We start from the raw sequence: 19,810 nt of genomic DNA on the forward strand, positions 1-19,810 counted from the left end.
GTCAGCATAGCCGTCGGGTCACTGATCTTGGTGCGGAGCCTCCTGCTCCGCACGGGTGGGTGCCTGGTCGCCGGCAAGTCCTGTTTCGTCCGATGGGACGCCGGTGTCAGTGCCGCCCAGCCGGGCTGTCGCGGCAACGACCCTGGGGTACGCGAGGCCCGCACCAATGGCCATCCACATCAGCCGGTTTCCGATGAGATCGGACGATGTCATTGCGGAGGCGACGGAGAAGAGCCACACCGCAAGCAGCGCGCGATCCGTGGTGGAACGGGCCGCACTGCGGATGCGGCGAAACGACGCGACTAGGAGCCAGACAAGGCCGAGGAAGGCGAGGATGCCACCTTCCGCGGCTGCTTCGGCCAGGACGTTGTGGGGGTAAAGGTGGGTGCCGGTGTACTCGCTGGCTGCGGTGGGGAGGTGCGTCGCCAAGTCGCCCCACCCGACGCCGATGGGGTGGTGAACGGCGAGCGTGAACGAGTCCCGCAGCAGGTCGAGACGCCATGAGGACGACTCCCCACCGAGGGAGAGGAGGTGAGCGAGGGCGAGGCGCGAGGCGAGCCTCAGCGACAGCAGGAGCGCAACCAGGACCGCGCCCGTCACAAAGATCAGCCGGAGCACCAATCGTCTGTTCATCGCGAAGGACCGGAGCGAGGCTCCCAGGCCGCGTCCGTGTCGTGTCAGCACGAGGGCGAGCAACGGCGCGAGGAACGCAGAAGCAAGCGGGCCGCGGCTTCCGGTCGTGACAGTTGCTCCTGCCGCGACGACTAGCCCACCAAGGGCAAGGTAGCGTGTCGCGCCGCGTCGCTCGATGGCCACAACGCCGAGGATTGCGACGGCGATGCACGTGAGTCTCGCGAGCCCGATCGGGGACCCATCCTCAACTCCGACCCTGCCGGTGTTGGGGTTGGTGGTTCCCGCGAACAGAAGGCCGGCGGATGTCGCGGCGCCGAGGCCGACGAGAATCGCCATCGTGGCCCGTCTTCGCGCTGCGGTCGTGAGTACCACCATCGGCACGATGGCCGTGAGCAGCGACAAGGTGAAAAGCGAGCGCACTTTGTCGACCGAGTACGCGGTGCCGAAGGACGTCACGGCAACGGCGGGAAGGAAGGAGATGAAGCCGACCGCGAGCACGACCCATCCAGCTGGCAGGCGCCACCGAGACGGGAACCAGACCACGCCAGCAGCCACCATCCCGATTAGTGCCGCTGCGAGTGTCGCGTCGACGGGGAGGATGTCCCGGACAGTCTGGATCTTCCACAGGTTCACCGTGCCTGTGAGGACGACTGCGGCGGCCCCGAACCAGTCCACGATGCGGTCCCTGTCCCAAGCCCGGGCCGTCATGACAGGGTTCCCTGGAGCTGCGCGGGAATCGTGGGGCCGCAGCGGTGCGCGTCGCCTGGCCCGGTTCCGATCGGAGCGCGCGACTGATCGCGGCGGTCGGAGGAGGTGGTCGCGCCCGGCCGGGGCCGTGTCGGCGACAGTCCGCGGGTCACGATGCACCGCCAAGCGGCGTCAGGAGCGACTGCACGACCCGGTCGGCGCCGAGCCAGCGGTTGGTAGTGGCTCGCCACCCCCGATCGTCATCGGACTGCCCTTTGCAGACAAGGGTTCGAATGGCGGAAGCGATCTCCTCGACAGGGTGCTCGTCGGCCGCGGAGAAGTACACCCCTGTGCCGGGGCGGAGGAGGTGGCTGACCCAGTCGTTGCTTGGAACCGCGACTGCGAGCCCGGTACCCATGGCCTGCTGAATGGTGATCGCGGGCATGCGCGGCCACACGCCGATGTCGGAAGCGTTGAAGAGCCTGTTGAGCTCGGAGGCGTCGACGAATCCGGTGAACTGGGTGCGACCGGCTAGGCCGGGGGTCGCCTTGACGGTCTCAACTAGGTCGCGCGAGTACTCGCTGTCGTCGATTCCGGTGAGGAGGAGCTTCAGCGATGGAAACTGCGGCGCCAGTGCGGCCGTCGCCGCGATCAGAAGGTCGAGGCGCTTCTTGCGCTGGGTCTTGCCTGCAGCAATCACGACGATGTCCGCGGGTGAATACCCGAGTTCCTCGCGCTTACTGAGCCTGACTTGAGGATCGAACTTGAAAATGCCTGGATCGAAAGCGAGCGGGAGCACCTCTATGGCCCTTCCCGCCGAAAATGCGCGAAGGCGCGCGACAGTGTTCGGCGTGTATCCGCGGACCTCGTTGGCGCGCGAATTCACTACCGTGTACAGGATGCCCTTCGTCATCGCAAACAGGAGGCCCTTGATCAGGCGTTTCCATCGAGGCAGGTGGGACCACATAGCGCTGTTGTCGCCGTAGAGCGCGACGCGCCTGGTGCGGTTGCCCGCGAGCGTCGCCGCAAGGGGCAGCAGTTGACCAGGCATGACCTGGATGATCAGGTCGTAATTGCCGGAGCGGATATGGCGGACGGCGGCCCACGACCACACCATCGAGCGGATCTCGGTGGTCGGGACGCGCGTGACCCTCACGCCGTGTTCCTCGGTTGTCCCAGTCGGATAGCGGCGAGGGAGTCCGAGGCTATCAAGGTGCCCATCGCTGAACATGGTGCTCACTCGGTCGCCAGTCAAGACCTCTACGGATGCATAGCGACTGAGCCACGTTGCCAGCCCAGTCTCTTGATATCCGGAGAACCAGTCGAAATATCCGACGATCAGTAGGATCTTCTTGCTAGTCATGCTCTGCATTTTCCTGCCATGCGGGCGAGTCGGCGAATTTTGGCTCTATTGGCCCTTGGAGCAATCTCGCGGCGTGAGCGTCTCGCGCTGCGTCGGTGGTGAACCTGTCTCGAAGACGTCTGGCGGGCACACCTGCCCAGACCTCGTAGGGCGGAACGTCCTTCGTGACAACAGCTCGGGCGGCGACCACGGCACCTTCACCGATCGTCACACCCCGGATGATGGTGGCCCCGTAGCCGATCCACACGTCGTCGCCGATTCGTGTGGCGTGTTGCGGTGGTCGTCCTGAGAACTGGATGGGGACGCCTGCCTTGTCGATGACGTGATCGTCTCCGACGACGGCCACCCGCGGGGCGAGCATCGAGTACTTCCCGATGATGACGCGCGGTGCCAGGTCACAGTGATGCCCAACGAAGGCGAAGTGGCCGGCGACGAGGTCGCGGGCGACCCGAGCGCTCGAGTGGACGTACGCAGTCGATGGGACGTGACGCAGGCCCTTGCGGGCGATGTTGACGCGGTTGCGGAGCTTGCGGAGGGCGGCGTACAGCGCGCTGGAGCGTGACAGTGCCATCGCGCTAGTTCCTCAGCCCGGACCAGGCGCGGTGGCGTCGCGCCGTGGACATGATGAACCTCACGGAGCGTGTCGAGGTGTTGGAGACCTGGTAGTCCGCAGGGGCAGGGCGATCATCCAGGTCTCCGCGTTCGCCCATGGCCTCCGCGACCGCCTCCACCACATCTCGCGCGTCGAGCCCGGTCATGATGATCCCGCCGGTGTCGAGCGCCTCGGGCCGCTCGATCGAGTCCCGCAAGGTCACCGCGGGAAAGCCCATGATGGTGGACTCCTCGGCGATGGTCCCCGAGTCTGACAGGACGCATGCGGCGCCGAGCTGGAGGCGGTTGAAGTCATGGAAGCCGAACGGCTCGTGGAAGACGATCCCTTCCGGCTCGGTCCAGTCCGGCAGGGACGTCAGGCGCTTCCGGGTCCGCGGATGGGTCGACACGTAGACCGGAATCTTCCACGTGTCGCGCACGGCTACCAGGCACTCGAGCAGCATTCGCAGCCTCTCGGGGGAGTCGACGTTCTCCTCACGGTGGGCGCTGACGAGGAAGTAGCCCTGTTCCGTGAGCCCGAGTCGCGTCAGGATGTCCGAGGCTTCGATCTGGGGGCGGTACGCGTCGAGCACCTCGCGCATCGGGGACCCGGTCAGCAGGATGCGGCGAGGGTGCAGGCCCTCGGCGAGCAGGTTCCGTCGAGCGTGCTCGGTGTAGACGAGGTTGAAGTCCGCTACGTGGTCGACCAGGCGCCGGTTCGTCTCCTCGGGGACGTTCTCGTCGAAGCAGCGGTTCCCAGCTTCCATGTGGTAGACGGGGATCTTCATGCGCTTTGCCATCACCGCGGCGATCGCGCTGTTCGTGTCCCCGAGCACGAGCACGGCGTCCGGCCTCTCGGCCAGCAGGACCTCCTCGGTCTTGATCAGGGTCTCACCGAGCACGTGGCCGAGGGTGCTGGTGTCGACGCCAAGCAGGTGGTCGGGTTTGCGGATCCCGAGGTCCTCGAAGAAGACCTCATTGAGGGTGTAGTCGTAGTTCTGGCCGGTGTGCACGAGGACGTGATCGACGGTGGCGTCCAGTCGTGCGATCACGCGGGAGAGGCGGATCAGCTCGGGCCGGGTGCCGACGATCGTCATGACCTTGAGCATGGTTCGGCGGTCCTGTTCGGGTGGGGGCGTCATCGCTGCACCGGCTCCGGGTACGTGTCGGGGTCCTCGGGGTTGAACAGCTCGTTCGCCCAGAAGATGGTGGTCAACTCATCCGAGCCGGTGTTGGTGATGTTGTGGACCCACATCGTGGGCATGTCGACTGCGACCGGGGCGTCGCCCGTGACCTCGAACGACACGACCTCGTCGGTGAGCACCTTACGGAGGCTGATCGTCGCCTCCCCACCGACCACGGCGAACCTCTCCACCTTGCGCAGATGGAAGTGCTCGCCCCGGGTGATGCCGGGCTTGGTGGTGGAGATGAAGGTCTGTCCCTGCCCGCCGTGGTTGCGAACGACCTCGGTCAGCGTCCCGCGCGGGTCGCTCCGGGGCGTCAAGGAGATCGGGTACAGCTCCGGGAACCGGGCCGCGCGCATGGTGTTGAAGAGGTTCGTGGCCAGGCCGGGCTCCAGCGGCGGGATGTCGCCGGAGGCGTACAGGGCGGCGAAGTCACGCAGCAGCGTGTACACGGTCGACACCGTGGTGGTCGTCCCCGCCGGCCGCACCAGGGCGTCGTCCGTGGCCAGCGCGTCGATGAGGGCTTGAGCGGCGTCCTGCACGTGCAGGAGCTCGACCTCGCGGTCGGTGATCTGGGGTGTCTCCCCGTGGCTCACGGCATGGGCGAACGTCGCCACGAACGAGTTGTAGCGCGGGCGGCCGTGCTCGCCGTAGAGGTTGGGTAGCCGCACGTCGACGAATGCGGAGCCGATGGCGGCAGCTGCGTCGGCAAGGATCCGGGCCGCCTCGCTCTTGCCGTTGCCGTACGGCGTGCCGTTCCCGGACTGGATCGAGTTCGCGTAGACGATGCGCGGGCGCGAACCGGCCGATGTAGCGGCGTCGGCGACCTCGCGGGCGAGCTCGACGTTGCCCTGCTCGACCTCGGCGTCGGGGGCCCGGTTCACACCGGCGATGTGCACGATGGCGTCAATCCCACGGGCGAGGTCGGCCAGCTGCGGCCAGGCGGAACGATCCACGGGAACGACCTCGTGCTGGCTGCGTGCATGCAGTCGGACCCGGGTGTGCCACCCGAGGAAGCCCCCGGCTCCGGTCACGAGGATCCTCATGCCCGGGCACCGACCAGCTGCTGGATCTCGGGCAGGGTCATCAGGAGCTGCTTCGTCTGCTCGACGTCCAGGCGCTCGGTGTTCTCCGAGGTGTAGTCGTCGAACTCGACGATCTCCTCCTCGCCCTCTTCGTAGTACAGCTCGTACTGGAGGGAGCGCGCGTCCAGCGGAACGCGGAAGTAGTCGCCTTCGTCCAGGGCCTTGACCTTCTCCTCGCGCGACAGCAACGTCTCGTGCATCTTCTCGCCGTGGCGGGTACCGATCCGCCTGATCTCAGGGTCCTCGACCCCGAGCAGACCCGCCACCGCCCGAGCGAGCACCTCGACGGTGCACGCGGGCGCCTTCTTGACGAACAAGTCACCCGGTTCGGCGTGGGTGAACGCGTACTCCACCAGGCCGACAGACTCCTGGAGCGACATGAGGAACCTCGTCATGCGGGGCTCGGTCACGGTGAGTGGCTTGCCGGCGAGGACCTGCTTGACGAAGAGGGGGATCACCGATCCGCGCGAGTACATGACGTTGCCGTAGCGGGTCAGCGACACGACCGTCGACGAGTTCGGGTGGCTACGGGCGAACGCCTGCGCCGTCTTCTCCATGAGCGCCTTCGACATGCCCATCGCGTTCACCGGGTAGACGGCCTTGTCCGTGCTCAGGAAGACGACCGACTTCACGCCAGTCGCGGCGGCCGCCTCGACGACGTTGTGGCTGCCGGTGACGTTGGTCTTGACCGCCTGCTGCGGGAAGAACTCGCACGACGGGACCTGCTTGAGGGCGGCGGCGTGGAAGACGAAGTCCACATCGACGAACGCGTTCATCACACTGTCGGCATCGCGGACGTCGCCGAGGAAGAACTTCAGGCGCGAGTCCGCATAGCGGGTCCGCATCTCGTCCTGCTTCGCCTCGTCGCGGGAGAACACGTGGACCTGCCCCACTCCGTTGTCGAGGAGGTGGCGCACCATGGTCGAACCGAAGGACCCCGTTCCCCCGGTGATCGCCACGGTCGCGCCCTGCGTCGCCTCAAGCCTCATGCCAGTCGCCTCTCTCGCTGGGTCCGTCGACCGGGTGTCTGCAGGCAGGCCCTCTCCGGTCATGCTGTGCCCTCCCGGCTGTCCGAAACGGTGCGCGTGTCAGCCGCGGGCGGCAACTGCCCGGACCCTCGCGCTCCTGGGTGGGACGATCTGAGCAATGAGGCGAGCGCGCCCGCATTGACCTTCTCGCTCATGTAGCTCTCGTAGTAGTGGCGGGCGCAGGCACCGCGCCTGGCCCGGTCCTCTGGGCCCGCCTCGGCTGCTGATCGCATCGCCTCGGCGAGCCGATCCACGTCGCCTGCAGGCGCCACCCAGCCTGCGCCCGACTCGAGCACAACCTGTGCGATGTCGCCGTCGGCCGACGCGACGACGGGGCTGCCGGAGGCGAGGACCGACTGTACCTTGCTGGGCATCGTGTAGGTGAAGACGGGCTGCTTGTCGAGAGAGACGACCTGGACGTCCGCTGCGGCGGCCGCCTCGGCCACTTCGCAGGGCTGCATCGGCGGTCGAAAGGTCACCACCTCCGGCGCCACCCGATCGGCAAGTTCGCGTAGCGCGACCTCGGTGACTCCCGAGCCGACGATGACGAGGGCGATGTCGTGCGTCTCGGAGGCGGACGCGGCGGCCTCGATCACCGTCGCAAGGGCCTGCGCGGGGCCAAGGTTCCCGGCGTACATGAAGAGCGTCGTCTCGTCAGCGACACCCAGGCTGGCACGGAAGGCGGACGACCTGGTTCGCGGGAAGTAGGTGGACTCGTCCGCCCAGTTGTAGGTCAGCGCGAGCTTCTCCCTCGGGACGCCGCGCGAGACGAGCAGCTCCAGCATCCCGGGGGAGATCACCGCGACCTTGTTCGCAAGGCGGTACGTCATGCGGGTGAAGGGGGATATCAGGCTCTCCGCGACTCGCCTGGCGTAGGCGTTCCGGACGAACCCCGTGGCCAGCACCGAATCTGGCCAGAGGTCCTGGATCAGCACGACGAACGGGGCGCGCTTCAGCAGCCGACAGGCAATCGCCGGCAGGGCGGCCGTTGCCGGAGACGAGTAGACCAGGAGTGTGTCCCCGGCGTTCACGCGCGTGAGTGCGCGAAGCGTCGCAGAGGCCGCCCAGCTGAAGTAGTTCAGGAGCCGGCGTGCGGCCGACAGGTCATGGCTCGGGTACAGAGGGCAACGGTCAACCGGGAAGCCGTTCACGCGCTCCGACGAGTACCTCCGGGCCGAGAAGCCCGGGGGTACGACGCCGGTCGGGTAGTTGGGGACGCCCGTGATCACGTGGACAGAGAGGCCTGCTGCTCTCAACGCCGTCGCGATGTTCATCGGCACGACGACAGGCTCCGGGGTGAACCACTGGGAGATGAGAACGACGCGTGGGTCGCGCGTGTCCTTCTCGGCTGCTGTTCTGAGTCGCTTCACCGGGCCGGCACACCCTTCACCGTGGTCCCGGGCGCGACGGACCTGGTGACCACAGCGCCCGCCCCCACCACCGAGCCAGTTCCGAGCTCGAGTCCTTGCAGAACGGTCGCCGCCGCACCGACGAGTGCCTCGTCGCCGATCGCAACACTCCCCGAGACGCACGCCTGTGGATTCACGCGGCAGAAGTCGCCGAGGGTCGAGTCGTGTCCGATCGTCACGTTCTGGTCGATGTGAACGTGGCGTCCTATGCGGATCGAGACACTCAGGCGAGCCCCCGGCGCGACGATGGTCCCGTCGCCCAGCTGGACGTCCCTGCCGACGGTGGCATCCGGGTGCACGAGGACGGGGTACGTGACCGGCGCTCCGGCCAGGCGCTCGACGACTCTCCGGCGCAGGGAGTTCGCGCCGATCGCAACCACGGCAGCGAACGGACCGGGGGAGTGCTTCAAGCCGTCCACCGTCCCGACCACTTCGGCACTGAGCGCGGCAACCCGGGCGAGGTCCACAGGCGCCGGGTGGTCGTCGACAAAGGTGACGTCGTAGTCCTCGCCGCCCGACTCGCGCACGGCCTGGACGATGGCGAACACCTCTCTGCCGAAGCCGCCAGCCCCGATGATGTAGAGGGGCGTACTCATGCCTGCCCCCGGTCCTGAGTCGTACCCCGGAACTCGTGTGCCGTCGGCGAGCCCTCGGCCGCGATGCCGTCTCGGACGACGACCGATCGAACAGTGGCCCCAAGGATTCGAAGGTCTCCGGCCAGTGTGTGGTGGTCCACGTACTCCACGTCGAGACGGAACTTCTCCTCCCAGCTCAACGCGTTCCTTCCGGAGACCTGTGCGAGGCCGGTGATGCCGGGCCGCACCTCGTGCCGCCTGGCCTGTTCGGGTGTGTACCGGGGCAGGTACTGCATGAGCAGCGGCCGAGGGCCGACGAGGCTCATGTCCCCGCGGACCACGTTCCAGAGCGTGGGAAGCTCGTCCAGGCTTGTTGACCGAAGCCGGCGGCCCAGGGTGGTCATGCGTTCGGCATCGGCCAGGTCGTCGCCGTCCGCCTCGGGCGGCTTCGGGAGCATCGTCCTGAACTTGACGAGTTCGAAGGGCTCTCCATGTAGCCCGGGGCGACGCTGACGGAAGAGGACCGGCCGCCCCAGGCGGGCAAGCACTGCGAGCGCGACGACCCCTTGGAGGGGGAGTGTGAGGATAGCGGCGGGAATGGCGACAGCGAGGTCGAAAGCCCTCTTCGCGCGCGACGAGCCCGGTGCCATCACCGACCGCCGAGCACGCCCGTGACCACGGACACGACCCGCTCGATCTCCTCATCCGTCAGGGACGAGCCGCTGGGGAGGGTGACCCCGTCGTCGAACAGCCGACCCGAGGTCCCGGTGACGAAGGCACGCTCGGAGGCGAACACCGGCTGCAGGTGCATCGGCTTCCAGAGTCGGCGTGCCTCGATGTCGTGCAGGTCGAGCTCGGCGATGACCTTCTCCGGTGTCACCCCGGTGGCGTCGGGGTCGATGTCGATGCACGTGAGCCAGCAGTTGTCCTCGCGGTCGTCGCGGCCCTCGGTCGGGCGGCCGATCACGCGGACGCCGGGGATCTCCGCGAGAGCGGACACGTACGTCTCACGTATCTGCCGTCGGCGAGCGATCATCGCGTCGAGTCGAGTCAGCTGCGCGCGCCCGAGCGCCGCCAGGATGTTCGAGAGGCGATAGTTGTAGCCCACGTCGACGTGCTCGTAGTGCGCCACAGGTAGCCGTGCCTGGGTCGACAGGTAGCGGGCGCGGTCGATCGCGGCGCGATCGTCGCTGAGCAACATCCCGCCGCCCGAGGTCGTCAAGATCTTGTTGCCGTTGAACGACAGGACCGACACCGCGCCGAAGGAGCCCGCGGCGCTGCCGTGATAGGCGGCCCCGAGCGCCTCGGCCGCGTCCTCCACGAGCGGGATCCCGCGTTCGGCGAGACCCGGCACCAGCTCGTCGTAGTCGGCCGCACGGCCGAACAGGTCCACCGACATCGCGGCCACCACGTCGGCGCCCTCCGCGCGGAGCGTGTCGACCGCCTCGAGCATCAGCGAGGCGTCGACGTTCCCGTCCTCGCGCGCGTCGACGAACACAGGCGTGGCTCCCGTGTAGACCACGGCCATCGCGGAGGCCGCGAAGGTCATGGACGGCACGACGACGACGGTCCCGGGCCGTGCACCCAGGCCGAGCAGCCCGAGGTGCAGCGCGGCCGTGCCCGAGGAGAGTGCCAGCGCGTGCCCGACCCCGATCCGTTCGGCGATCTCGCGCTCGAACGCGTCGACGTGCGGACCAAGAGGGGCCACCCACCCGGAACGCAGCGCGTCGAGGACGTACTCCTCTTCAACCTCCGTCGCGACGGCCTTGGAGAGGTGGACCCGGGCCATCAGACTCCCGCCTGGTCCGCGGCGACACCGGCGCCGTGCATCCAGGCGAGGGCGTCGGCGTGGTTCGGGAGCCGGAGCGTCCGGACCTCGTCGGCGTCGATGCGTGGCACGTCCACGCTGTTGATCAGCTCGTTCGCGGTCGGGCGCCTGTCCTCCTTGGTCGAGAACAGGTCCTCGCACACCTTCTCGCCGGGGCGCAGCCCGGTGAAGGTGATGTCGATGTCCCGTCGGCCCGACATCCGGATCAGGGTGTTCGCCACGTCGACGATGCGCACCTGCTCGCCCATCTCCAGGACCATCACCTCGCCGTCCGCGCCGATCGTCCCGGCCTCGAGGACCAGCTGGCACGCCTCGGGGATCAGCATGAAGTACCGGCGCACATCCGGGTGCGTGATGGTGATCGGTCCGCCGCGCTGGATCTGGGCGAGGAAGGTGTGCACCACGGAGCCGCGCGAGCCCAGGACGTTGCCGAACCGGACGGACACGTAGCGCCCGGGATAGTTCTCGGCGAAGTCCGCCGTCAGGCGCTCGGCGACCCGCTTGCTGTAGCCCAGCACGCACGTGGGGTCGGCTGCCTTGTCCGTGGAGACGTTGACGAACGCGCCCACCCCCACCTCGGCCGCGGCCGTGAGCACGTTGAGCGTGCCGAGGACGTTGGTCTTCCACCCTTCCAGGGGGAAGGACTCGAGCAGTGGGAGGTGCTTGAGCGCTGCGGCGTGGAACACCACGTCGGGCCGGGTGGCCGCGAACACGTCGTGCATCGCCTCGGGGTCGCGGATGTCCGCGAGCACCACCTCGTCGCCCTGCAGCAGGCCCTCGCCCGTGATGCTCATCTGAGTGGCGAGCAGGCCGGACTCGTCGCGGTCGAGCATGTAGAGCTTGCCGGGGCGGAAGCGTGCGATCTGCCGGCACAGCTCCGAGCCGATCGAGCCCCCCGCGCCCGTCACCAGGACGGAGCGCCCGGCGATCTGCTCGGCGATGGCGGTCGTGTCCAGCTTCACGGGACGCCGGCCCAGCAGGTCCTCGACGTTGACGTCGCGCAGGTCCCGGGAGGTGGGTCGGCCGCCGATGATCTCGCGCAGCGGCGGAAGGATCAGGACGTCCAGGCCGACTGCGGCGGCCCGGTCGCTCAGCTCGCGGATCAGGGAGGACTCCGCCTGCGGCAGCGCCACGACGAGGGCCGTCGCCCCGGTGTCGGTCGCCACCTGGGCGATGCCGTGCCGGGTGCCCAGGACCGGGACACCCTCGATGCGCAGGCGCTGTTTGCGGGGGTCGTCGTCGAGCAGGGCGACCGCCTGGAAGCCGCTGCCGAGGTCGCGGGCCATGCTGCGCAGCAAGCCCCGGCCGGCCTCGCCCGCGCCGAACACGATGACCTTCTTGTCCGTGGCGCGGCGGCCGGAGTTCAGCAGGCGCCAGCTGCGGAACAAGAACCTGGCGGCGAGCACGCCGGCCATGGTCAGCGCGCCGGCGATCAACGGCACCGAGCGGGGAACCAGATGGGAGGAGGCGAGAACGGCCCACCCGAACAGCACCGCGGACGTGATCACCACGGCCTGCGCGACGAACGCGGTCTCCTCGAAGGACCCCCGCTGGTGCCCCTTGCGGTAGGGGCCGAAGGTCCAGCCGGCGACGAGGTGCAGCACCACCGCGCCGATCGCGAAGATGAACGTCGACGTCACGAGCACCGGCTCGGCCTCGAGGTCCAGCCGGAGCCACATCGCCGCGTAGATCGCGCACACCCAGATGGTGGAGTCGATGACCGCCCAGGCCCAGCGGCGGACCGTCGAGCTGTTCTTCAGCTGCTGGATGTCCATGGCCCCCCTCGTCGGGCCATCCGCGACGCCACGTCTCGCCCTCCTGCACTTCGAGTCGCTGCGGCTGTCACCGCAAACGCGGCCCCAGAATACTCACGCCGGTTCCCCAAACCTAGGACGTCTCGCATGTGGTCCGGGTTTTGTCCTGGTAACTCCCGGAAGTGGTCCGTCGGAGGGTCCTCCGTCTGGCGGATAGCGGGCTGCAGGTGCGCGTGCGGGAGCGCCTGGCCCGCGTCACGGCGCCATCGCGTCCAGCGCCGCCCGGATCTCGCGGTAGGCCCGGCGGTACTCGCCCATCGACCGCCCGTAGGGGTCGTCGATATCGTCGGCCTCGGGCCCGGCGGGGTTGGTGCGGCGCAGGCGCACGGCGGCCAGGGAGGCCTCGACCAGCGCGGCGCCCGGGCCGTGCACGTCCTGCGGTCGCGGCACGGAGGGCAGGAGACGGGCGAGCTCGGCCAGCGTGAAGGTCCGCCGCAGGGCGGCCGGCACGCCCGACACGACGGCGGAGCGATGCGCACGGGTCATGGTGAGCACCAGGTCGGCCTCCGCGACCAGGGCGCCGGACAGCGCCGTGCCCCGATGCTCGGCGAGGGAGAAGCCGTCCTCGCCGGCCACCTGCGCCATCCTGGGGTCTGCCGGCGCGCCCACCAGGGCGCGCGTCCCGGCGGAGCGCACCCGGGCATCCGGCAGGCGGGCCGCCAGCACGGCGGCAGCGGCGGGCGAGCGGCAGATGTTGCCCGTGCACACCACGAGGATGCTGACGGGCCCCGGGGGCGTCGGCACGGACCCAGTCTGCCGGATCGCGCGCCTCACGGCCGCCGGGTGGCGGCCTCGGCCACCCGGAACAGGGGAGCAGGCCAGCCTCACCTTGCTGGACCCCGCCCGCGCGCATGCCTACGGTCATCACATGAGTCGGGCCGACCAGCAGCAGGGCGACAGCGCCCACGACGAGCCGCACGCCGGCAACGGGCTCAAGGCGCGCCTGAACTGGCTGCGCGCCGGTGTGCTGGGCGCCAACGACGGCATCATCTCCACCGCCGGCCTGGTCATCGGCGTGGTCGCCGCCACGCCGAGCCGCACCGCGATCATCACGGCGGGTGTCGCCGGTCTGGTCGCCGGTGCCGTGAGCATGGCGCTGGGGGAGTACGTCTCCGTGAGCAGCGCCCGGGACACCGAGGTCGCGCTCATCGCGCAGGAGCGCGGCGAGCTGGACGCCGACCCCGAGGGTGAGCTCCAGGAGCTCACCGACGCCTACCGCGCCAAGGGCCTGTCGGAGCACACCGCCCGCACGGTCGCCGAGGAGCTCACCGCGAAGGACGCCATCCGCGCCCATCTCGAGGTCGAGTTCGGGCTGGACGAGAACGACCTGACCAACCCGTGGCACGCTGCGGTGGCCTCCGCGGTCGCGTTCACCGTGGGCGCGCTGCTGCCGCTCCTGGCGGTACTGCTCGCGCCGGCCTCCGCGTCGCAGACCGCGCGCATCGTGGTCACCGCCGTCGCGGTGCTCATCGCCCTCGTGGTGACCGGGTCCGTCAGCGCCCAGTTCGGCGGAGCCGGCCGGGTGCGCGCGGTGCTCCGCCTCGTGGTGGGCGGTGCGCTCGCCATGGGCGTGACCTGGGGGATCGGCGCCATGCTCGGCACGAGCATGGCCGGCTGACGCCGCCTCGACCTCGGGCAGCCCGCGCCGGACTCAGGCCGAGGCCCGCAGCACCACCCGGGCGGTCAGCAGGGCGTGCTCCGGCTCCTTGTCCGGGTGGGCGATCAGGTCGATGAGCATCCGGCCGGCCCTCGCGGCCATCTGGGCGACCGGTTGCGACACCGTGCTCAGGGGTGGCCGGGTGCTCTCGGCCACCTCGAGGTCGTCGAAGCCCATCACGGCGACGTCCTCGGGCACCCGACGCCCGTGCGAGCTGAGCACGGTGAGGGCGCTCGCCGCCATCACGTCCGAGGCGCAGAAGATCGCGTCCAGCTCCGGGTGCTCGGCCAGGAGCTGCTCGGTCGCGTAGGTGCCGCCGTTGGTGGTGAAGTCCCCGTAGGCGATCCCGTCCGTCGGGAGCCCCGCGGACTCCATGGCCTGGCGCCAGCCGACCAGGCGGTCGATGCCGGCGGTCATGTCCGCCGGCCCGGCGATGGTCGCGACGTGCCGCCGGCCCAGTCCCAGCAGGTGCTCCGTCGCCAGCCGGGCGCCCAGGACGTTGTCGATGTCGATGTAGTGCGCGTCCTCGACGTCCAGCGGGCGGCCGATGAACACCGACGGCAGCCCGGAGGCCACGAGCTCCCGGTTCAGCGCGTCGTCGCGGTGGTGCGAGGCGACCACGGCACCGTCGACATGGCCGGTGGTGAGGTACCTCGAGGCCCGGCGCGTGCCGGACCCGTCCCGCGCGATCAGCAGCAGCATCTGCAGGTCCGCCTCCTCCAGGGCGAGGGACAGGCCGTTGATGATGTTGCCGAAGAACGGGTCGGTGAGGAGCCGGGTGTTCGGCTCCGGGACCACGAGCGCGACCGAGCCCGTGCGGCGGGTGGCCAGCGAGCGGGCCACCGGGTTCGGGGTGAAGCCGAGCTCCGCGATCGCCGCCTCGACCGCTGCCTTGGTCGTCGGGCTGACCAGGTGGCCGCCGTTGATGACCCGGGACGCCGTCGCACGGGACACGCCGGCGGCCGCGGCCACCTGACGGATCGTGGGCGCGGACGCGCGGGGTCGCCGGAGGTCGGTCACGCCTGCACGCTACTCGTGTCCCGGACGTGCCCCGTTCGGATCACGTCGGCGAAGGCCCGGGCCGAGCTCTTGGGCGTCCGGGTCTGGGTCGGGTAGTCCACGTGCACGATGCCGAACCGCTGCGCGTAGCCGTGCGCCCACTCGAAGTTGTCCAGCAGGGACCACACGAAGTAGCCGCGCACGTCGGCCCCCTGGGCGTGGGCCTCCTGGACGGCCCGGACGTGGGCGAGCAGGTATGCGGTGCGCTCCGGGTCGTGCACCGTGCCGTCCGCGGCCACGACGTCGTCGTACGCGGCGCCGTTCTCCGTGATGACCACCGGCACGCCGGCCGGACCGGTGTGCTCGGCCTGCAGGTGGACCAGGAGCCGGCGCAGCCCGTCGGGCTGGACCTCCCACTCCATCGTCGTGCGCGGCAGGTCGCGGCGGACCACGTGGCCCTGCGAACCCAGCATCGGGTTGCCCGTCGGGCGCGGCGGGGCCGGGGGACGCGGGAGGACCCGGTCCGGGGCGGGCTCGGCCGCGCTGACCAGGGCACCGTGGTAGTAGTTCACGCCCAGCACGTCGATCGGTGCGCTGATCGCCGCCAGGTCGCCGTCCGCGACGTGCGGGACGCCGCCCGCCGACGCCCAGGCGTCGAGCACCTCGGGCGGGTAGCCGCCGTGCAGGACGGGGTGCAGGAAGGCGTCGTTGACCAGCGCCTGGTGCAGTGCGGCGGCCTGGACGTCCGCGGGATCCTGCGGGTCCGCGGGGTCGGCGAGGGTCAGGTTCAGCGTGATGCCGACCATCGCGTCGGGGTCCAGCGCGCGCAGGGCGCGGGTGGCGGCGGCGTGCGAGAGGAGCAGGTGGTGGGCCGCGTCGACCGCGGCCTGCGGATCCTGCCGCCCGGGCGCGTGCTCACCGGCGGCGTACCCGAGGAACGCCGAGCACCACGGTTCGTTCAGGGTGAGCCAGTGCCGCACCCGGTCGCCGAGGGCGGCGTGCACGGCGCGCGTGTAGGCCTCGAACTCGGCGACGACACCGCGGTCCGCCCACCCGCCGCGGTCCTCGAGCCACTGCGGCATGTCCCAGTGGTAGAGCGTGATCCACGGCTCGATCCCGCGCGCCAGGAGCCCGTCGACCAGGTCCGAGTAGAAGGCCAGGCCCTCGGCGTTGACGACCCCCGGCGCGGGCACGACCCGCGCCCAGGACACCGAGAAGCGGTACGCGGCCAGCCCCAGGTCGGCCATCAGGGCGACGTCCTGGCGCCACCGGTGGTAGTGGTCGCATGCGACGTCCCCCGTGTCGCCGTCCCGCACGGCGCCCGGCACCCGGCAGAAGGTGTCCCAGATCGAGTCGGTGCGGCCGCCCTCGCGCGCAGCGCCCTCGATCTGGAACGCCGCGGTCGCGGCACCCCACACGAAGTCGGCCGGGAGCCCCGCCCCGGTGGCGGACCGGGGCGGTTCGGTCGCGGGTGTCATCCCTTGACCGCCCCCTGCATGATCCCGGAGACCAGCTGCTTGCCGGCCACCACGAACAGCAGCACCAGCGGGATGGTCGCAGCGACCACCCCGGCCATGATCAGCGCGTAGTCCTTGAAGTAGGACGCCTGGAGCAGCTGCAGCGCCACGGGCAGTGTCGGGTTGGACGAGCCCAGCACGACGAACGGCCAGAAGAAGTTGGTCCAGGACGCCACGAACGTGAAGAGCGTCAGCATCGCGGCCGCGGGCCGCGCGGCCGGCAGCGCGACGTGCCAGAAGCTGCGGAACATCGAGCACCCGTCCACGCGCGCCGCCTCGATCAGCTCGTAGGGGAGCGCGGCCTCGAGGTACTGCGTCATCCAGAACACCCCGAACGCCGTGACCATCCCCGGCACGATCACCGCGGTGAGCGTCCCGGTCCAGCCGAGCCGGGCCATCACGATGAACAGGGGGACCACACCGAGCTGGGTCGGCACCGCCATCGTCGCGATGATGAACACGAGCAGGCCGCGACGGCCCCGGAACCGCAGCTTGGCGAACGCGTAGCCGGCCAGGGTCGCGAAGAACACCACCGAGATGCTCGTGATGACCGAGACGATCAGGCTGTTGAGCACGGCGTGCCAGAAGCCGATGTCCGAGCTGAGCACGCGGTGCAGGTTGTCGACCAGGTTCGGGCCCGGGACCAGCGACGGCACCGGGTTCTGCGCGATGGTTGCCGAGTCCGAGGACGCCAGCAGCACCGAGTAGTAGATCGGGTACGCCGAGGCGAGCAGGAACACGATCAGCAGCGTGTAGGTGACCCAGCCCGGGCGCCGGGCCGCGCCCAGCCCACGGCTGCGCGACGCGGCGCGCGCGGCGCCCTTGCCGGCGGTCTGACGGATCGATGCGACCGAGGTGCTCATCGCGCACCACCCTTCTTGCGGACCTCACCGGACGACGCGATGCGCCGGGTGATGCTGAAGTTGATGAGGCCGACGGCCACGATGACGAGGAACAGGATCCAGGCGACGGCCGCGGCGCGGCCGAAGCTCTTCTGCGCGCCCCAGCCCAGCTCGTACAGGTACATCGTCACGGTCATCCACTGGCGGTCCGCGCCGCCCAGGCCGAACTGGTCGTACATGCGCGGCTCGTCGAAGATCTGCAGGCCGCCGATCGTCGAGGTGATGACGACGAAGATGATCGTGGGGCGCAGCAGCGGCACGGTGACGGAGAAGAACTGCCGGACGCGGCTGGCGCCGTCGATGACGGCGGCCTCGTACAGGTCCCGGGGGATCGCCTGCATCGCGGCGAGGAAGATCAGTGCGTTGTAGCCCGTCCAGCGGAAGTTCACCATCGAGGCGATCGCGACGTGGCTGGCCAACGGGTCGGAGTGCCAGCGGATCGGGTCGATACCGATGTCGCCGAGCAGGGCGTTGATGAGCCCGGACTGGTCGGCGAACAGCCGGGAGAAGATCAGCGCTGCGGCGACCGGCGCGACGACGTAGGGGAGCAGCACACCCATCCGCCAGAACGTCTTGGCGCGCAGGTTGGCGTCCAGCACCGCGGCGATGATGATCGCGGCGATCACCTGGGGCACGGAGGACAGCAGGAAGATGCTGAAGGTGTTGCGCAGCGCCGTGTAGAACCGCGGCTGGTTCAGCACGTCGACGTAGTTGCCCAGCCCGATGAAGTCGCCCTGGCCGCCGATCAGGTGCCACTCGTGCAGGGACACGAACAGCGTGTAGCCCAGCGGGAACAGCCCGACGATCGCGAAGAGGATGAAGAACGGGGAGATGTACAGGTAGGGCGAGAGCTTGACGTCGAGGCGTCCACGCAGGTTGCGCAGCCGGGTTCGGCGGCTCGGCGCAGACGTCGGTCTCGTCCGGGTGGGCGTCGGGGTCGCAGCGGTGGTCGCCATGCGGGCTCCAGGTGGGCGCAGTGGGTGGTCAGGGCGTACGCCGTCGACGCCCGCCGCCCGGGACCGGACCAATCCCGGGCGGCGAGCGCGACGGCAGGGGGAGCGGGTCAGCCCGCTCCCGAGCCGGTCAGCTCAGGCCGAGCTCGTTGAACGCCGTGACGGCCTTGTCCCACGAGGACGCAGCGTCGTCGGACTTGTCGACGTCCACGCGGGTGATCGCGTCGACGACGGTCTGGTGGATCGCGAAGTAGTTCGCACCCTTGTACGGCGCGACGGTCACCGCGGCGGCACGGTCGGCCAGGATCTTCCCGGTCGGCGCGTTGTTGAAGAAGGCGTTGGTCTGGCTGAGCAGCTCGTCGCTGGACAGCGCGTCGACCTGGCTGGGGAAGGTGCCCTTGGCCTTGAACGCCTTGATCTGCTGCTCAGGAGCGGTCAGCCACGCGGCGAACGCCTTGGCCTCCTCGGGGTGCTTCGACTGCGTCGGGACGGTCAGGAACGACCCGCCCCAGTTGCCGCCGCCGCCGGGGAAGACGTTGGCGATGTCCCAGCCCTGGACGCCCGAGGCGTTGCCCTCGATGACACCGAGCATCCAGCCCGGGCAGAGCATGGTGGCGAAGCCGTCGTTCTGGAACGCGGCGTTCCAGTCGTCCGTCCACTGGTTCAGGTGCGCGGACAGGTTGTCGCCCACGGAGGCCTGGAGCACCATGTTGTAGGCGTCCTTGATCTCGGTGTTGGACGCGAGGTCCTTGGCGGAGCCGTCCGACGGGTTCTCGTAGGCCGCGTCCATCTGGTTCACGACGCCCTGGTAGATCGCGTTGGCCGAGTCGTACCAGGCGGCGTCCGAGTTGGCGACGAACTTCTTGCCGACCTCGAAGTACTTGTCCCAGCCGCCCTTGAGGAGCGCGGCGACCTCGTCACGGTCGGTGGGCAGGCCCGCCGCCTTGAACAGGTCGGACCGGTAGCACACGGCCTCCGGGCCGATGTCGGTGCCGTAGCCGATGAGCTTGCCGTCCGGGGTGGTGGCCTGCGCGGCCTTCCAGTCGAGCCAGCGGCCCTTGACCTCGTCCGAGTTCAGGTCCACGAACTTGTCCGGGTACTGCATGAGCTCGGCCAGCCAGTCGACCTCGATCGCCTCGACGTCGGTCAGGCCGGAGCCTGCGGCCAGGCCGGTGAGCATCTTGTCGCGCGCCTCGTTCGACGTGGCAGCCTTGGTGTGCTCGATCTTGATGTTCGGGTGCGCGGCCTCGTACTCCTTGATGAGGTCCTCGTAGCCGAACTCGTTGAACGTGGTGAGGGTCAGGGTGATCGGCTGGTCCGAGGACCCGGCGTCGCTCGACCCGCTCGCGCCGGGCTCGGGCTCGGTGCTGCTGCCACTGCTGCAGCCGCTGACGACCAACGCGATCCCGGCCAGACCCGTGGTGAGGGCGAGCCAGGGCTTCTTGCTAGTGCGCACGTGTGACTCCTTCGTCGATGCAGACGGCGTCGCGGCCGCTGCGCGGTTGAGCCCCTGGCCCGGACGAGGCGAGGGGTTCGGGCGCCGCCGTGGTACCGGTCCCACTTCTCGCGGACAAGAAACCTGAGA

At 69.5% G+C, this 19,810-nt stretch carries 18 protein-coding genes; 1 reads left to right on the top strand and 17 read right to left on the bottom strand.

The window, feature by feature from the left end; translation table 11 throughout:
- Window positions 1-18 precede the first annotated feature (18 nt).
- From Q6348_RS15020 to Q6348_RS15075, 12 genes are all read right to left on the bottom strand, one after another.
- Window positions 19-1,308, bottom strand: a complete 1,290-nt coding sequence (locus Q6348_RS15020) for an O-antigen ligase family protein (RefSeq protein WP_304602205.1) — start codon at window positions 1,306-1,308, stop codon at window positions 19-21.
- A 181-nt stretch (window positions 1,309-1,489) separates the two neighbouring features.
- Window positions 1,490-2,683, bottom strand: a complete 1,194-nt coding sequence (locus Q6348_RS15025; RefSeq protein WP_304602206.1) for a glycosyltransferase — start codon at window positions 2,681-2,683, stop codon at window positions 1,490-1,492.
- The gene (locus Q6348_RS15030; protein ID WP_304602207.1) at window positions 2,676-3,254 is read right to left on the bottom strand and encodes an acyltransferase; all 579 of its coding nucleotides are present in this window, start codon (window positions 3,252-3,254) and stop codon (window positions 2,676-2,678) included. Before Q6348_RS15030 ends, Q6348_RS15025 begins: the two co-directional genes overlap by 8 nt.
- Before the next feature lie 4 nt (window positions 3,255-3,258).
- A complete protein-coding gene (gene wecB, locus Q6348_RS15035; protein ID WP_304602335.1) occupies window positions 3,259-4,383 on the bottom strand; it encodes a non-hydrolyzing UDP-N-acetylglucosamine 2-epimerase in 1,125 nt (374 codons plus the stop codon).
- A gap of 29 nt (window positions 4,384-4,412) precedes the next feature.
- Window positions 4,413-5,504: a polysaccharide biosynthesis C-terminal domain-containing protein gene (locus Q6348_RS15040; RefSeq protein WP_304602208.1), complete on the bottom strand. Its 1,092-nt coding sequence runs from the start codon at window positions 5,502-5,504 to the stop codon at window positions 4,413-4,415.
- Window positions 5,501-6,532: a polysaccharide biosynthesis protein gene (locus Q6348_RS15045; protein WP_304602209.1), complete on the bottom strand. Its 1,032-nt coding sequence runs from the start codon at window positions 6,530-6,532 to the stop codon at window positions 5,501-5,503. The genes Q6348_RS15040 and Q6348_RS15045 overlap by 4 nt, the downstream gene beginning before the upstream one ends.
- Window positions 6,533-6,591: 59 nt before the next feature.
- Window positions 6,592-7,941 (bottom strand): glycosyltransferase family 4 protein, encoded by a 1,350-nt coding sequence (locus tag Q6348_RS15050; RefSeq protein WP_304602210.1) that lies wholly within the window; start codon window positions 7,939-7,941, stop codon window positions 6,592-6,594.
- Complete coding sequence (locus Q6348_RS15055) at window positions 7,938-8,576, bottom strand: acetyltransferase (RefSeq protein ID WP_304602211.1); 639 nt, start codon at window positions 8,574-8,576, stop codon at window positions 7,938-7,940. Before Q6348_RS15055 ends, Q6348_RS15050 begins: the two co-directional genes overlap by 4 nt.
- Complete coding sequence (locus Q6348_RS15060) at window positions 8,573-9,205, bottom strand: sugar transferase (protein WP_304602212.1); 633 nt, start codon at window positions 9,203-9,205, stop codon at window positions 8,573-8,575. The genes Q6348_RS15055 and Q6348_RS15060 overlap by 4 nt, the downstream gene beginning before the upstream one ends.
- Window positions 9,205-10,344 carry a DegT/DnrJ/EryC1/StrS family aminotransferase gene (locus Q6348_RS15065; protein WP_350339682.1) on the bottom strand — a complete coding sequence of 380 codons (1,140 nt, stop codon included), beginning with the start codon at window positions 10,342-10,344 and terminating at the stop codon, window positions 9,205-9,207. Before Q6348_RS15065 ends, Q6348_RS15060 begins: the two co-directional genes overlap by 1 nt.
- Window positions 10,344-12,158 carry a nucleoside-diphosphate sugar epimerase/dehydratase gene (locus tag Q6348_RS15070; protein WP_304602213.1) on the bottom strand — a complete coding sequence of 605 codons (1,815 nt, stop codon included), beginning with the start codon at window positions 12,156-12,158 and terminating at the stop codon, window positions 10,344-10,346. Before Q6348_RS15070 ends, Q6348_RS15065 begins: the two co-directional genes overlap by 1 nt.
- A gap of 234 nt (window positions 12,159-12,392) precedes the next feature.
- Window positions 12,393-12,941, bottom strand: coding sequence for an arsenate reductase/protein-tyrosine-phosphatase family protein (locus Q6348_RS15075; protein ID WP_304602214.1), 549 nt, complete (start codon window positions 12,939-12,941; stop codon window positions 12,393-12,395).
- Between the two features lie 124 nt (window positions 12,942-13,065).
- Here Q6348_RS15075 and Q6348_RS15080 point away from each other — a divergent pair, with 124 nt between their 5' ends.
- On the top strand, window positions 13,066-13,815 hold the full coding sequence (locus Q6348_RS15080; RefSeq protein ID WP_304602215.1) for a VIT1/CCC1 transporter family protein: 750 nt from the start codon (window positions 13,066-13,068) through the stop codon (window positions 13,813-13,815).
- A gap of 33 nt (window positions 13,816-13,848) precedes the next feature.
- Here Q6348_RS15080 and Q6348_RS15085 read toward each other — a convergent pair whose 3' ends face one another.
- The 5 genes from Q6348_RS15085 to Q6348_RS15105 all read right to left on the bottom strand — a co-directional run bounded on the left by Q6348_RS15085 (window position 13,849) and on the right by Q6348_RS15105 (window position 19,681).
- Window positions 13,849-14,874 carry a LacI family DNA-binding transcriptional regulator gene (locus tag Q6348_RS15085; protein WP_304602216.1) on the bottom strand — a complete coding sequence of 342 codons (1,026 nt, stop codon included), beginning with the start codon at window positions 14,872-14,874 and terminating at the stop codon, window positions 13,849-13,851.
- Window positions 14,871-16,331 (bottom strand): GH1 family beta-glucosidase, encoded by a 1,461-nt coding sequence (locus tag Q6348_RS15090; RefSeq protein ID WP_304602217.1) that lies wholly within the window; start codon window positions 16,329-16,331, stop codon window positions 14,871-14,873. Before Q6348_RS15090 ends, Q6348_RS15085 begins: the two co-directional genes overlap by 4 nt.
- The gene (locus Q6348_RS15095; RefSeq protein WP_304602218.1) at window positions 16,328-17,233 is read right to left on the bottom strand and encodes a carbohydrate ABC transporter permease; all 906 of its coding nucleotides are present in this window, start codon (window positions 17,231-17,233) and stop codon (window positions 16,328-16,330) included. Before Q6348_RS15095 ends, Q6348_RS15090 begins: the two co-directional genes overlap by 4 nt.
- Window positions 17,230-18,228, bottom strand: coding sequence for a carbohydrate ABC transporter permease (locus Q6348_RS15100; protein WP_304602219.1), 999 nt, complete (start codon window positions 18,226-18,228; stop codon window positions 17,230-17,232). Before Q6348_RS15100 ends, Q6348_RS15095 begins: the two co-directional genes overlap by 4 nt.
- Before the next feature lie 127 nt (window positions 18,229-18,355).
- Window positions 18,356-19,681 (bottom strand): ABC transporter substrate-binding protein, encoded by a 1,326-nt coding sequence (locus Q6348_RS15105; RefSeq protein ID WP_304602220.1) that lies wholly within the window; start codon window positions 19,679-19,681, stop codon window positions 18,356-18,358.
- Window positions 19,682-19,810: the final 129 nt, after the last annotated feature.

Source organism: Actinotalea lenta, assembly GCF_030586465.1.
Lineage (GTDB): Bacteria > Actinomycetota > Actinomycetes > Actinomycetales > Cellulomonadaceae > Actinotalea > Actinotalea lenta.

Bases quoted from the DNA above. Each gene is read 5' to 3' on its own strand.
- Q6348_RS15065 (WP_350339682.1), bottom strand. From the start codon at position 10,344: ATGGCCCGGGTCCACCTCTCCAAGGCCGTCGCGACGGAGGTTGAAGAG.
- Q6348_RS15055 (WP_304602211.1), bottom strand. From the start codon at position 8,576: ATGAGTACGCCCCTCTACATCATCGGGGCTGGCGGCTTCGGCAGAGAG.
- Q6348_RS15070 (WP_304602213.1), bottom strand. From the start codon at position 12,158: ATGGACATCCAGCAGCTGAAGAACAGCTCGACGGTCCGCCGCTGGGCC.
- Q6348_RS15060 (WP_304602212.1), bottom strand. From the start codon at position 9,205: ATGGCACCGGGCTCGTCGCGCGCGAAGAGGGCTTTCGACCTCGCTGTC.
- Q6348_RS15095 (WP_304602218.1), bottom strand. From the start codon at position 17,233: ATGAGCACCTCGGTCGCATCGATCCGTCAGACCGCCGGCAAGGGCGCC.
- Q6348_RS15100 (WP_304602219.1), bottom strand. From the start codon at position 18,228: ATGGCGACCACCGCTGCGACCCCGACGCCCACCCGGACGAGACCGACG.
- Q6348_RS15040 (WP_304602208.1), bottom strand. From the start codon at position 5,504: ATGAGGATCCTCGTGACCGGAGCCGGGGGCTTCCTCGGGTGGCACACC.
- Q6348_RS15090 (WP_304602217.1), bottom strand. From the start codon at position 16,331: ATGACACCCGCGACCGAACCGCCCCGGTCCGCCACCGGGGCGGGGCTC.
- Q6348_RS15025 (WP_304602206.1), bottom strand. From the start codon at position 2,683: ATGACTAGCAAGAAGATCCTACTGATCGTCGGATATTTCGACTGGTTC.
- Q6348_RS15030 (WP_304602207.1), bottom strand. From the start codon at position 3,254: ATGGCACTGTCACGCTCCAGCGCGCTGTACGCCGCCCTCCGCAAGCTC.
- Q6348_RS15045 (WP_304602209.1), bottom strand. From the start codon at position 6,532: ATGAGGCTTGAGGCGACGCAGGGCGCGACCGTGGCGATCACCGGGGGA.
- Q6348_RS15080 (WP_304602215.1), top strand. From the start codon at position 13,066: ATGAGTCGGGCCGACCAGCAGCAGGGCGACAGCGCCCACGACGAGCCG.
- wecB (WP_304602335.1), bottom strand. From the start codon at position 4,383: ATGCTCAAGGTCATGACGATCGTCGGCACCCGGCCCGAGCTGATCCGC.